The organism is Phycicoccus sp. Soil803 (genome assembly GCF_001429685.1).
Lineage (GTDB): Bacteria > Actinomycetota > Actinomycetes > Actinomycetales > Dermatophilaceae > Pedococcus.
Genome location: NZ_LMST01000001.1, coordinates 1,745,219 through 1,758,232, shown reverse-complemented (window position 1 = coordinate 1,758,232; position 13,014 = coordinate 1,745,219). Strand labels below are relative to the sequence as shown.

The following is a 13,014-nucleotide window of genomic DNA, read 5'->3' as shown; positions in this document are numbered from 1 at the left end:
CCGGCAAAGGTCGGCTCCACCCCGGAACCGTTTCGGGGTGGAGCCGACCTTTATCGGGTCACCCGATCAAGGGGGGACGCGTGGGGTCTCCCGGTCAGACCTCGGTGGCGCCGAGCAGCATGCGCACCTCGGCGGCGGTCGTCACCGAACCGGTGGCGAGCACTCCCCCGCCGACACCGCCCTCGTCGGCCAGGCCCGCTGCGGTGTCGAGGGCGTCGGGCAGGTCCTGCACCACCGTGACGCGGTCCTCGCCGAAGATGTCGACCGCCAGCTCGCCGAGCTCGTCGGGGCGCATCGCCCGCGGTGAGGTGGTCCGGGAGACGACGACGTGGTCGAGCACCGGCTCGAGGATCTCGAGCATCTCGGTGGCGTCCTTGTCCTTGAGGATCGCCACCACCCCGATGATCCTGGCGAAGTTGAAGGAGTCCTCGAGGGCGGCCCGCAGCGCGAGGGCGCCGGCGGGGTTGTGCGCCGCGTCGACCAGCACGGTGGGCGACCTCCGCACGATCTCGAGGCGCCCCGGTGAGGCGACGGCCGCGATCCCCGCCCGCACGATGTCGGGCTCGAGGCGCTGTTCGCCGCCGCCGAGGAACGCCTCCACGGCCACGATGGCGAGCACGGTGTTGTGGGCCTGGTGGGCACCGTGCAGGGGCAGCAGGAGGTCCTCGTAGTCGCCGCTGAGGCCGCGCACCGAGATCTGCTGCCCACCGACGGCGACTTCTCTCGTCAACAGACCGAAGTCGTTGCCCTCCAAGGCGATTCGTGCACCCACCGCTTCCGCCCGTGCCGCCATGATCTCGGTGACCTCGGGCTCCTGGACGCCGATGACGGCCACGGCGCCGGCCTTGATGATGCCGGACTTCTCGTCGGCGATGGCCTCGACGGTGTCGCCGAGCATGCGGGTGTGGTCGAGGCTCACCGGGGTGACCACGGCGACCTGGCCGTCGGCGACGTTGGTCGCGTCCCACGCCCCGCCCAACCCGACCTCCACGATGGCGACGTCGACCGGCGCATCGGCGAACGCGGCATACGCGATGGCCACCAGCATCTGGAAGTAGTTCATCCGCGGACGCCCGGCCTCCGCGGACTGGGCGTCGACGAGCTCGACGAACGGCAGCACCTCGTCGTAGGCGGCGATGAACCGCTCCGGGCTGATCGGCACCCCGGACAGGGCGATCCGCTCGCGCATCGAGTGCAGGTGCGGCGAGGTGAACCGCCCCGTCTTCAGCCCCATCTCGCGCAGCAGCGAGTCGATGATCCGGGTCGTCGACGTCTTGCCGTTGGTGCCGGTCAGGTGGATCACCGGGTAGCTGCGCTGGGGGTCGCCGAGAAGGTCCATGACCGCACGGATCTGGTCGAGGGACGGCTCGATGTCGGACTCCGGCGCGCGGGCGTCGATCGCCTGCTCGACCTCACGGAGCCGTTTCATGACCTCGAGGTTGTGCGCGGCCTCGCGCTGGGCGGCATCAGGGGCGGGCATGCCACCCATCCTCCCGCAGTGACCACCCTCGACGCGAAACGGGCAGCGGTCCCGGAGGACCACCGCCCGTCTCGTCCAGCCGGGTCAGGGCCGGGTCAGAGCTTCATCACCTTGATGCGCACCGGCTCGCCGTCACCGACCGTGGCACCGACGACGTCGGCGCGCTCCGGCAAGGCGTCGAGCTGCGGCGCCGACCCGAACTGGCTGGCCAGCGTCTCCTCGACGATCAGCGTCTGGTGTGCCACCGTCGCCTCCCAGACCGCCTGGGAGCCCGTGACCGTCAACGAGATCCGGTCGGACACGTCGAGCCCGCCGTCGCGCCGTGCCTGCTGGACGGCCCGGACGATGTCGCGCGCCAGGCCCTCCTGCGCGAGCTCGGGCGTGACGAGGGTGTCGAGGACCACGACGCCACCGCCGTCGGGCAGCAGGGCCCGGCTGTGCCGCTCGTCCTTCTCCCCGAGGAAGGCCTGCTCGAGGGTGAACTCGCCCTCCTGCAGCACCATCCCGCCGGCCTGCACCGTGCCGTCCTCGTCCACCGTCCAGTCGCCGGACTTCGAGGCCTGGATGACCTTCTGCACCTCGCGACCGAGTCGGGGCCCGGCCACCCGCGCGTGCACCGTCAGCCGCTGGTCGACCGCGAACGCAGCGGCCGCCGGGTCGCTCTCGTCGATGAGGGTGACCTGCTTGACGTTGACCTCGTCGGCGATGATCGGCGTGTAGGCCTGCAGGGACGCGGCATCGGCCACGACCACGGTGAGGTCACCCAGCGGCAGGCGGGTGCGCAGCCCGTCGGCCTTGCGCAGCGACGAGGCGACGGAGCAGACGTCGCGGACCCGGTCCATCGCCGCAACGAGCGCGTCGTCAGCAGGCAGGTCCGAGGCCTCCGGCCAGTCCGTGAGGTGCACCGAACGGCCACCGGTCAGGCCCCGCCAGATCTCCTCGGTCACCAGCGGGAGCAGCGGCGCCGTCACGCGGCACAGCACCTCCAGCGCGGTGTAGAGGGTGTCGAACGCCTGCGCGGCACCACCGCCGGCTGCACCGCCGGTCGCTCCGGTGTCCCAGAACCGCTCGCGCGAACGCCGCACGTACCAGTTGGTCAGCACGTCGAGGAAGCCGCGCGTCGTCTCGCAGGCCGAGGCCACCTCGTACCCGTCGAGCTGGGTCGTCATGGTCTCGACGTACTGGCGCAGCTTGGCCAGCAGGTAGCGGTCGAGCGGGTCGGTGGACGCCGTCGACCACTTCGCCTCGTACCCGGCCCCACCACCACTGCCACCCTTCCCCCCAGTGCCACCAAACGCGTTGGCGTACAACGAGAAGAAGTACCAGGTGTTCCACAGCGGGATGATCACCTGGCGCACCCCGTCCCGGATGCCCTGCTCGGTAACGATGAGGTTGCCACCGCGCAGGATCGGGCTGCCCATGAGGAACCAGCGCATGGCGTCGGCCCCGTCGCGGTCGAACACCTCGCGGACGTCGGGGTAGTTGCGCAGCGACTTCGACATCTTCTGGCCGTCGGACCCGAGCACGATCCCGTGGCAGATCACCGAGCTGAAGGCCGGTCGGTCGAACAGCGACGTCGAGAGGATGTGGAGCATGTAGAACCAGCCGCGGGTCTGCCCGATGTACTCGACGATGAAGTCGGCCGGGAAGTGGTGCTCGAACCACTCGGCGTTCTCGAACGGGTAGTGCACCTGGGCGTAGCTCATCGAGCCGGAGTCGAACCACACGTCGAGGACGTCCTCGACGCGACGCATCGTCGACTGCCCGGTCGGGTCGTCCGGGTTGGGCCGGGTCAGCTCGTCGACGAACGGGCGGTGCAGGTCGACCTGGCCGTCGGCGCTGCGGGGCAGCCGGCCGAAGTCGCGCTCGATCTCCTCGAAGGACCCGTAGACGTCGATCCGCGGGTACTGCGGGTCGTCGGACCGCCACACCGGAACGGGGCTGCCCCAGAAGCGGTTGCGGGTGATCGACCAGTCGCGGGCGTTGTCGAGCCACTTGCCGAACTGGCCGTTCTTGATGTGGTCGGGGGTCCAGTCGATCTGCTCGTTGAGCTCGAGCATGCGGTCCTTGAACTTGGTCACCTCGACGAACCAGCTCGACACCGCCTTGTAGATCAACGGCTGCCGGCAACGCCAGCAGTGCGGGTAGGAGTGGTCGTAGGTCTCCCGGCGCACCAGGACGGTGCCGTCCGTGACCGAGCCGTGGTCGGCCTCGCCGCGGGTGGCGGCCTTGAGGTGGTCGATGATCGGCAGGTTGGCGTCGAACACGAGCATGCCCTCGTACTCCGCGACCGGGAAGGTGAAGCACCCGTCCGGGCCGACCGGCATGACCGGCTCGATGCCCTCGCGGTCGGTCACGATCTTGTCGTCCTCGCCGAAGGCGCCGGCGCTGTGCACCAGCCCGGTGCCGTCGCCGGTCGTGACGAAGTCGGCCTCGACCACGCGGTGGGCGTTCTCGTGGCCCTCGTAGTAGCTGAACGGCGGCGTGTAGGAGCGGCCCAGCAGGTCGCGGCCCTTGAGCCGCTCGACGACGAAGGACTCCACGTCGGACTTGGGGTCGCCGAACAGGTCCCGCGCGTAGCTGGGCAGCCGCTCCGCACCGATGACGTAGCGCTCGGTGCTGCCGGTGGGCAGGGCGGACTCCACGACGACGTAGTCGATGTCGGGGTGGACCATCACCGCGAGGTTCGACGGCAGGGTCCACGGCGTGGTCGTCCAGACCAGGGCCAGCTCGCCGGTGGACAGCCGGACGCCGACGGTGACGGCCGGGTCCTGGCGCATCTGGTAGACGTCGTCGTCCATCCGCAGCTCGTGGTTCGACAGCGGCGTCTGGTCGTTCCAGCAGTAGGGCAGGACGCGGAAGCCCTCGTAGATCAGGCCCTTGTCGTGCAGCGACTTGAACGCCCAGATGACCGACTCCATGTAGTCGGGGTTGAGCGTCTTGTAGTCGTTGTCGAAGTCGACCCAGCGGGCCTGGCGCGTGACGTACTCACGCCACTCCCCCGTGTACTTCAGCACCGACTGGCGGCACTTGGCGTTGAACTCCTCGATGCCGATCTCGAGGATCTCGTCCTTGGTCTTGATGCCGAGCTGGGCCATCGCCTCGAGCTCGGCGGGCAGGCCGTGGGTGTCCCACCCGAACCGGCGCTCGACCCGGCGACCGCGCATCGTCTGGTAGCGCGGGATCAGGTCCTTGACGTAGCCGGTGAGCAGGTGGCCGTAGTGGGGCAGGCCGTTGGCGAACGGCGGGCCGTCGTAGAAGACGAACTCGTTGTCGCCGTTGGTGCCGGCCGACCGGTTCTCCACCGACGCGATGAAGGTGCCGTCCTCGTCCCAGTACTTCAGGATGCGCTCCTCGATCTCCGGGAAGCGCGGGGACGCGGGCACGCCCGAGGGAGTGCCCGGGGCGTCGCTGGAGACGGTGTCGCTGGAGACCTTGGGGTAGGTCATGGTGTCGGCGGTCCTCACATCACTCGTGTTCTCACACGAGGACGACGTCGCCGGGTTTCCCGACGGCACCGCGGTGCCACCTCGCTTGCCGTGCCCCGCGTGCTCCGCACGCGGCATACGGCCGCTCTTGCCGAAGGTTGTGACGGACCCACCCGTCCGGTTCTAGTGAGCCGGGTGCCCTGCGTATGCCGCGGGGCGCCCTGCCGTTCTTCCGGAGGCTCCCCGGTGATGGCCGGTTCGACGCCTGTGCAGCCCAGTCTAGCCGTCCGTGACGAACGGCACGTGCGCACGACGGGAGGACGCCCTCCAGCGGTGTAGTCTGAGCGGCGTTGCCCTGAGGTCCCGACCGCATGGCAACACCCACGACGCGACACCAGGGGAAGCCGGTCAGATGCCGGCGCTGACCCGCAACCGTAGGCCGCCTGAAACGCGGCAAGCCGGAACACCTGGTACGCGAAGCGGCTCCATTTCCGTCGAGGTACGCGGGGCGGAGCCCGGACACCCAGTCCGAGGCCGCCCCCCGATGTCGCTCCAGCGACGTCGGGGGTCTTTCACGTTCTGGTGCCGGTGCACCCGTCGCGACACCGTTCGCATTGAAGAGGCACCATGCACCGCACCCTTCGCACCGCCCGTCCGGCGGCTGCCCTCGCCCTGGCCCTGGCGGCCACCCTGGTCGTCCCCGGCGCGGCGTTCGCCGGCACGACCGAGCCGACCGGCACGAGCACCGGCAGCACGAGCACCACCACGCCGTCGACGACGACCACGACGGCCACCGAGTCGCCCACGACGACGACACCGCCGACCACCGGCACCGCGACGACGAGCACCGAGTCGTCCACGACGTCGACGACCCCGCCCCCCGCCACGACGACGACCGCGTCGAAGCCGAAGACCGCCGCGAAGGCCAAGGCCCCGGCCGCGTCGAAGGAGCGGATGCCGTTCGGCGCCAGCTCCTCGATGCGGGCCGCCCTCGTGCCGGGTGACAGCTCGGACCAGGCCGCCTACGCCGCGGGCTTCGTGGTCCGCACCCTCGCCGCGCGCGACGACCACTACAACTACCCTGCCTCGACCTTCTTCGATGGCGGCAACACCATCGACGCGATCCTCGCGCTGGACGGGGCGGGCGCCGGGCTCGACCAGGCGGATGCCACCACCGACTACCTCGCCGCCCACGTCAACGACTACGTCGGCTACCCCGACCCGCCCGGCTCACCCACCGCCGAGACCTACGCCGGCCCGCTGGGCAAGCTCATCGTCGGCGTGGTCGCCCAGGGCGGCGACCCCACCGACTTCGGCGGCCAGGACCTGGTCGCGCGGCTCGAGGGCCTGATGACCGTCGACGGCCGGTTCTCCGACAAGTCCAACTTCGGTGACCCGACCAACCCGAGCGGCGACTACTCCAACACCATCGGCCAGGTCCTCGACATCATCGCCCTCGGTCGCGCGACCGGCTCGGTCCCGGACGCGGCTGGCGACTACCTCCTCGACCAGCAGTGCTCCGACGGCGGGTTCCGCGGCAACCTCGACGTCGCGGGTGCCGCCTGCACGAGCGACGCGGATGCCACTGCCTTCGCCGCCCAGGCCCTCGTCGGCCTGCTGGGGGCGGACGACCCGGCCACGCTCGACGCACTCGACTGGCTCTCGTCGCGCCAGGCGCCCAACGGTGGCTTCCTCAACCAGGACGGCCAGTACAACGCCAACACCGCCGGTGTCGCGGCGCAGGCCTTCGCCGCCGGTGGCCTCGACGACGAGCTCGCGAGTGCCCAGGAGTTCCTGGCCTCGCTCCAGTTCGACTGCTCCTTCGCGGTCGGCCTGCGCGGCGGGATCGCCTTCACCGCAGCCGACCACGCCACCCTCAAGGCAGCCCCGACCACGACGGCTGCGATCGACCGTGCGCTGCGGGCCACGCCCCAGGCCACCCTGGGCCTGGCCGGCGACTCGCTGCTGACGGTCAGCGCGGACGGCGCCGCGGCCACCGCGCCGACGCTCGACTGCCGCACCAGCACGACGACCACCACGTCGCCCGCGACGTCGACGAGCACGTCCTCGGCTCCCTCGACCGGTAGCAACGACCCGGCTGACCCCGGGTCGGCCACGCCCGGGTCGCTGGCCCTCACCGGCACCGACGTGGCGGCGATGAGCCTGTTGGGCACACTGCTCCTGCTGGCCGGGGTCGGCGCCATCGTGCTCGCCCGGCGCAAGGGCGTGCACGCCTGATGCGGCTCGTCGCGCGCTTCGTCGCCGTCGCCGGTCTGGTCCTCGCCGGTGGCCTCGCCCTCCCGGGCGGGGCCGCCCAGGCGGCGGCCTGCAGCAACACGACCGGCGTGACGGTGGTGATCGACTACGGCTCGAGCAGCAGCACGCTCTGCGCCGCGGACGACACCTCCGCCATGAAGGTGCTCAAGAAGGTCGCCACGGTCGTCAGCCCGGTCCAGTACCCGGGCACGGTGGTCTGCAAGATCAACAGCGTCCCCTCCGACCAGTCCTGCCAGCGGATGCCTCCGGCGAGCGCCTACTGGGCGTTCTTCCACGCGCCCCGCGGAGGTTCGTGGACCTACAGCAGCTCCGGCGTGGCGGACTACGACCCTGCGCCGGGCAGCGTCATCGGGTTCGCGTTCGGCTCCGGTGGGGCCCCCAGCAGCCCCCCTCCCGCCAAGGCTGCCCCCAAGCCGTCGCCGTCGCCCAGCCCGTCCTCGTCGTCGAGCCGGCCGCCGGCGCCCAAGCCGAAGCCCGCGAGCACCACTCCCCCGCGTCCCAGCAGCTCGAGCAGCTCGGCCGGCGCGAAGCCCGGCACCACCTCGGCCGCCGGCTCGGTGACCAGGCCCGGCCCGAGGCCGTCGACCACGGCGCCGGGCAGCACGACCACCACGGCGCCGAGTGGCACCACCACCGGCACGACCCCCTCGACGGACTCGACCGGCGACGGCGCGAACGCCGCAGCGGCCCGGGCGGACTCGACCGACTCGGGCTCGCCGACCACCCTGTTGGCCGGTCTCGGCCTGGTCGGGCTGGTCGGCGCCGGCGCGGCATACCTGGCGATCCGTCGCCGAGCCGCCAGCTGAGGCTCGTGCGCACGGCAGGCTCCCCGCTGGCCCGACACCTCCACCCGGTCGCCTGGTGGGTGTGGGCGATCGGGCTGGCGGTGGCCTGCTCCCGCACCAGCAACCCCCTCCTGCTCCTGCTCGCCGTGACCGTCGCCTGCCTCGTGGTCGCGGCCAAGCGCGGCAGCTCCCCGTGGGCGCGGGCGTTCCGGCTGTACCTCGTGCTCGGGGCGGTGATCATCGTCCTGCGGGTCCTGCTGCACGTCGTGGTCGGCTACAAGCTCGGCAGCACCCGCCTCTACACCCTGCCCAGTGTCGAGCTGCCCGGCATCACCCTCCTCGGCCCGCTCTACCTCGAGGGCCTGCTGGCCGCGGCGGTCGAGGGTCTGCGGCTGGCCAGCCTGATCGCCTGCATCGGCGCAGCCAACGCGCTGGCCAACCCCAAGCGCCTCCTGCGGGCGCTGCCGAGTGCGCTGCACGAGATCGGCACCGCCGTCGTCATCTCGGTCACGGTCGCACCGCAGCTGGCGGAGAGCGTCCAGCGGGTCCGGCGCGCCCGGGTGCTGCGGGGCGAGGGTGGCACCGGCCTCCGGTCGGTCGGCCGGGTCGCGCTGCCGGTCCTCCAGGACACCCTCGACCGGTCACTCTCGCTCGCCTCGGCGATGGACTCGCGTGGGTACGGGCGCCGGACCGAGCAGTCGCCGGCCACGCGGCGGGTCACCGCCGCCCTGACCCTCACCGGGCTGCTGGGCGCCGGTATCGGGATGTACGGTCTGCTCGACAGCACCGCACCGGCGGTCATCGGCCTCCCCATGCTCGTCCTCGGCCTCGCCCTGTCGGCGATCGGCCTGCGGGTGGGCGGCCGCAGCGTGCAGCGCAGCGTCTACCGGCCCGACCCGTGGTCGCTGCCCGAGTGGCTCGTCGCCGCCTCGGGCCTGCTGGCCACCGTCCTCGTCGTCGTGCAGTCCGCCCGTGCGCCGGGCACCCTCGTCCTCCCCGTCGACCCGCTTGCTGCCCCCGCGTTGCCGCTGCTGCCCGTCCTCGGGATCCTCGTGGCCGCCCTCCCGGCGTTCGTCGCCCCCGACCCGCCGGTGGCCCGGCGAGGAGAGCCATGAGCGGCCCCGTCGACCCGCACGCCCCCGTCGTCTTCGACCGCGTCACCATCCGGTATGCCGATCGCCCTCGTCCCGCGCTCCGCGCGGCGTCGTTCGCCCTCCAGGAGGGTGAGCTCGTCGTCGTCACCGGCCGAACGGGCTCGGGCAAGTCGACCCTGCTGGGCGCGGTCAACGGCACCGTCCCCCACTTCACCGGTGGCCACCTCTCGGGCCGGGTGTCGGTCTTCGGCCGGGACACCCGCAACCACCGGCCGCGGGACCTCGCGGGCGTGGTCGGCGTCGTGCGCCAGGACCCGTTGGCAGGCTTCGTGACGGACACCGTGGAGGAGGAGCTCGCCTACACGCTCGAACAGCTGGCGCTCGACCCGGCAGCCATGCGCCGCAGGGTGGAGGAGGTGCTCGACCTGCTGGGCATCGCCGACCTGCGCGACGCGCCGTTGCGCGACCTCTCGGGCGGGCAGCAGCAGCGGGTGGCCATCGGGTCGGTGCTCACGGCCAGCCCGCGTCTCCTCGTGCTCGACGAACCCACCTCGGCCCTCGACCCGACCGGCGCCGAGGAGGTGCTCGCGACGCTCTCGCGGCTGGTGCACGACCTCGGCCTGACCGTCCTGCTCTCGGAGCACCGGCTGGAGCGGATCGTCGGGGCGGCCGACCGGGTCATCGAGGTGCACGACGACGGCACGGTCAGCGACGGCCGACCGAGCGACGTCATGGCCACCTCGGCCCTCGCGCCACCGGTGGTCCACCTCGGACGCTGGGCCGGCTGGGACCCGCTGCCCCTGACGGTCCGGGATGCCCGGCGTGCAGCGACTGGACTCCGCGCCGACCTTTCCCGCAACCTGGGCGCCCCGGGGGGTGCTCAGGTTGCGGGAGTGGAGACACACCCCCTGGGACCTGAGCGCCTCATCGCCTCGGCCGTCTCGGTCACCCACGGCACTGTGGCCGCGGTGCGCTCGGTGGACCTGTCCCTGCGCGACGGTGAGCTCGCAGTCCTCATGGGCCGCAACGGTTCTGGCAAGTCCTCGTTGCTCTGGGCCCTGCACGGCAGCGGCACCCGCAGTGACGGTGCGGTCACCGTCGTCACGGCCACCGGCGCACGGGTCGACCCCGCCGCCGAGGCTCCGCGCACCCGGCGCGGCCACGTCGGGCTTGTCCCCCAGAGCGCCCCGGACCTGCTCTACCTCGACTCGGTGCACGCCGAGTGCCAGCAGTCCGACCACGAGTCGGGAGCCGCACCGGGCGCAACGCGCGCCACGCTCGATCGGCTCGCACCCGGCATACCGGACGACCACCACCCACGCGACCTGTCCGAGGGGCAGCAGCTGGCCCTCGTGCTCGCGATCCAGCTCTCCGCGTCTCCGGGGGCGCTGCTCCTCGACGAACCCACCCGGGGGCTGGACTACCCCGGCAAGGCGGCCCTGGCCACCGTCCTGCGCGATCTCGCCGCAGGGGGGACCGCGCTGGCGGTGGCGACCCACGACGTGGAGTTCGCCGCCACGGCGGCCGACCGGGTCGTGGTGCTGGCCGAGGGGAAGGTCGTCGCGGACGGGCCGGCCACCGACATCCTGTGCGACTCCCCCGCGTTCGCACCACAGGTGGCCAAGGTGCTCGCCCCGGCGCGAGTGCTGCGCCTCGACCAGGTGCTGGGCGCCGCCACCAGGCTCGGGGCACCCTGATGGCCACCCCGATGCGCGCCATCGCCCTGCGTCCGCGCTCCACGGCGGCGCTCGTCCTGGTGTCCGTGGCCGGGCTGCTGGCCTTCCTCTGGCCGCTCTTCGCGACGGCCGGCTCGCGGCTCGGCCAGCACGCCGACGCCCCGCTGGTCTTCGCGCTCCTGCTGCCGCTGCTGATGGCGGTGGTGCTGTTCGAGATCAGCGAGGGTGGCCTCGACGTCAAGGCCGTGGCGATGCTCGGCGTGCTGTCGGCGGTCGGTGCTGCGCTGCGCCCGCTGGGCGCCGGCACGGCCGGGCTCGAGACGGTCTTCTTCCTGCTCGTCCTGGGCGGCCGGGTCTTCGGTCCCGCCTTCGGGTTCGTGCTCGGCTCGACCACGCTGTTCGCCTCCGCGCTGGTCACCGGTGGGGTCGGCCCGTGGCTGCCCTACCAGATGCTCGGTGCCGCCTGGGTGGGTCTGGGCGCCGGCCTGCTCCCGCGGGTCCCCCGGCGCTGGGAGCTGCTCCTCCTGGCCGGCTACGGCGCGGTGGCCGGGCTGCTCTACGGGGTGGCGCTCAACTTCTCGTTCTGGCCGTTCGCCAGCGGGTTGGCGAGCGACCTGTCGTTCGTCGCGGGTGCCCGACCGTGGGAGAACCTGCGCCGGTTCGGGCTCTTCTCGCTGGCCACGTCGGTCTGGTGGGACCTCGGGCGCGCGGTCACCAACGTCGTCCTCATCGCCGTCACCGGGCGGGCTGTCCTGGGCACGCTGCGCCGGGCCTCGCGACGGGCCGCCTTCGACGCCGACGTGGAGTTCGCCGACGTGGAGCTCGCCGACGCCGACGAGCCGGCCACGCGGCATACGCTGCACGGGTGAGCACGCCCACCTCGCTGCCCATCCGCACCGTCACCGACCCCGACGTCAAGGCGACCTACGCCGTCGACCAGTCGGTGGGCGCGGTCGCCCCGGCCGACTTCGAGGTCGTCCGCGCGCGGGACCTCGGTGACGTCGTCGAGGTGATGCGGTGGGCCCACGAGACCCGGACGCCGGTCGTGCCACAGGGCGCGCGCAGCAGCCTGAGCGGCAGCTCGGTGGCGATCGAGGGTGGCGTCGTCCTCAACACGGAGGGCCTCGACACGATCACCACGGTCGACCCGCTCGAGGGCCTGGCCGTGCTCGGGCCGGGCGTCGTCACCAAGGCGCTCAAGGACGCGGCGGCCGCCGAAGGGCTCTTCTACCCACCCGACCCCGCCAGCTCGGCGTTCTGCACGGTCGGCGGCAACGTCGCCACCAATGCCGGCGGCCTCTGCTGCGTGAAGTACGGCGTCACGGCCGACTACGTCCGCGCCCTCCAGGTCGTGCTGCCCGGCGGGGAGGTCATCCGCACCGGCCACCGCACCGCGAAGGGCGTGGCCGGCCTCGACCTCACCGGCCTGTTCGTCGGGTCGGAGGGCACGCTCGGGGTGGTCACGGAGGTCACCACGCGCCTGGTGCCCGCGCCCGACCCTGCCCTCACCGTGCTGGCGACCTTCGACTCGCTCGACGCCGCCTCCGTGGCGATCGTCGCCCTGCGCCGCGAGCGGCACGTGCCCTCGCTGGTCGAGCTGCTCGACCGGGCCGCGGTGGCGGCCGTCCAGGCGCTCGCGGACTACGGCTTCCCGCAGGACTGCGCGGCGGTGCTGCTCGTGCAGTCCGACCGCCCCGACCACACCGGCGAGGACGTGCAGCGGTATGCCGCGTTGCTCACCGACGCGGGGGCCGTGGACGTGGCCGTGGCGGACGACCCGGCCGAGGCCGACCTGCTGCTCGCGGGCCGTCGGGCGCTCAGCCCGGCCCTGGAGGCCAAGGGCCCGCGCTACCTCGAGGACGTCTGCGTCCCCGTGGGTCGGCTGACCGACCTGATCCGCACCGGTCAGGGCATCGCCGCCACCCACGGCGTCGAGATCGTGATGGCCGGCCATGCCGGGGATGGCAACCTGCACCCGAGCATCTTCTTCGACCCCGCCGACCCGACCAGCCGGCAGCGGGCCCACCAGGCGTTCTCCGCGATGGTCACGGCGGCCCTGCAGATGGGCGGCACGATCACCGGCGAGCACGGGGTGGGCACGCTGAAGGCGCCGTGGCTCGCGCAGGAGCTCGGCGAGCCCGAGCTCGAGCGCCAGCGCGCGGTGAAGGCGCTGTTCGACCCACGCGGAATCCTCAACCCCGGCCGGGTCTACTGGTCCTGACCGAGTCACACCTTTATCGGGTCTAGGGACTTCGTTGACCCTCGCACGACTTC

8 protein-coding genes and 1 riboswitch are annotated in these 13,014 nt (G+C 72.4%); of the genes, 6 read left to right on the top strand and 2 right to left on the bottom strand.

What is annotated here, in order from left to right:
• Positions 1-94 precede the first annotated feature (94 nt).
• Entirely contained in the window at positions 95-1,489 is a 1,395-nt protein-coding gene (locus ASG95_RS08045) for a folylpolyglutamate synthase/dihydrofolate synthase family protein (protein ID WP_057377131.1), read from the bottom strand.
• An 86-nt stretch (positions 1,490-1,575) separates the two neighbouring features.
• Positions 1,576-4,929, bottom strand: coding sequence for an isoleucine--tRNA ligase (gene ileS / locus ASG95_RS08040; RefSeq protein WP_056923805.1), 3,354 nt, complete (start codon positions 4,927-4,929; stop codon positions 1,576-1,578).
• A 377-nt stretch (positions 4,930-5,306) separates the two neighbouring features.
• Positions 5,307-5,376, top strand: a riboswitch (cobalamin riboswitch).
• 159 nt (positions 5,377-5,535) lie between these two features.
• Here ileS and ASG95_RS08035 point away from each other — a divergent pair.
• Genes ASG95_RS08035 through ASG95_RS08015 form a run of 6 tightly spaced genes read left to right on the top strand, consistent with a single transcriptional unit; the run spans position 5,536 to position 12,961 of the window.
• Positions 5,536-7,146: a prenyltransferase/squalene oxidase repeat-containing protein gene (locus ASG95_RS08035; protein ID WP_057377130.1), complete on the top strand. Its 1,611-nt coding sequence runs from the start codon at positions 5,536-5,538 to the stop codon at positions 7,144-7,146.
• Positions 7,146-7,991 carry a hypothetical protein gene (locus ASG95_RS21265; protein WP_157581838.1) on the top strand — a complete coding sequence of 282 codons (846 nt, stop codon included), beginning with the start codon at positions 7,146-7,148 and terminating at the stop codon, positions 7,989-7,991. Before ASG95_RS08035 ends, ASG95_RS21265 begins: the two co-directional genes overlap by 1 nt.
• Positions 7,992-7,996: 5 nt before the next feature.
• Complete coding sequence (locus ASG95_RS08030) at positions 7,997-9,085, top strand: energy-coupling factor transporter transmembrane component T (RefSeq protein ID WP_157581836.1); 1,089 nt, start codon at positions 7,997-7,999, stop codon at positions 9,083-9,085.
• Positions 9,082-10,761: an ABC transporter ATP-binding protein gene (locus tag ASG95_RS08025; protein ID WP_056923587.1), complete on the top strand. Its 1,680-nt coding sequence runs from the start codon at positions 9,082-9,084 to the stop codon at positions 10,759-10,761. Before ASG95_RS08030 ends, ASG95_RS08025 begins: the two co-directional genes overlap by 4 nt.
• Positions 10,761-11,609, top strand: a complete 849-nt coding sequence (locus ASG95_RS08020; protein ID WP_057377129.1) for an ECF transporter S component — start codon at positions 10,761-10,763, stop codon at positions 11,607-11,609. The genes ASG95_RS08025 and ASG95_RS08020 overlap by 1 nt, the downstream gene beginning before the upstream one ends.
• Positions 11,606-12,961 (top strand): FAD-binding oxidoreductase, encoded by a 1,356-nt coding sequence (locus ASG95_RS08015; protein WP_057377128.1) that lies wholly within the window; start codon positions 11,606-11,608, stop codon positions 12,959-12,961. Before ASG95_RS08020 ends, ASG95_RS08015 begins: the two co-directional genes overlap by 4 nt.
• The last annotated feature ends 53 nt before the right edge of the window (positions 12,962-13,014 follow it).

Bases quoted from the DNA above. Each gene is read 5' to 3' on its own strand.
- ileS (WP_056923805.1), bottom strand. From the start codon at position 4,929: ATGACCTACCCCAAGGTCTCCAGCGACACCGTCTCCAGCGACGCCCCG.
- ASG95_RS08020 (WP_057377129.1), top strand. From the start codon at position 10,761: ATGGCCACCCCGATGCGCGCCATCGCCCTGCGTCCGCGCTCCACGGCG.
- ASG95_RS08025 (WP_056923587.1), top strand. From the start codon at position 9,082: ATGAGCGGCCCCGTCGACCCGCACGCCCCCGTCGTCTTCGACCGCGTC.
- ASG95_RS21265 (WP_157581838.1), top strand. From the start codon at position 7,146: ATGCGGCTCGTCGCGCGCTTCGTCGCCGTCGCCGGTCTGGTCCTCGCC.
- ASG95_RS08035 (WP_057377130.1), top strand. From the start codon at position 5,536: ATGCACCGCACCCTTCGCACCGCCCGTCCGGCGGCTGCCCTCGCCCTG.
- ASG95_RS08045 (WP_057377131.1), bottom strand. From the start codon at position 1,489: ATGGGTGGCATGCCCGCCCCTGATGCCGCCCAGCGCGAGGCCGCGCAC.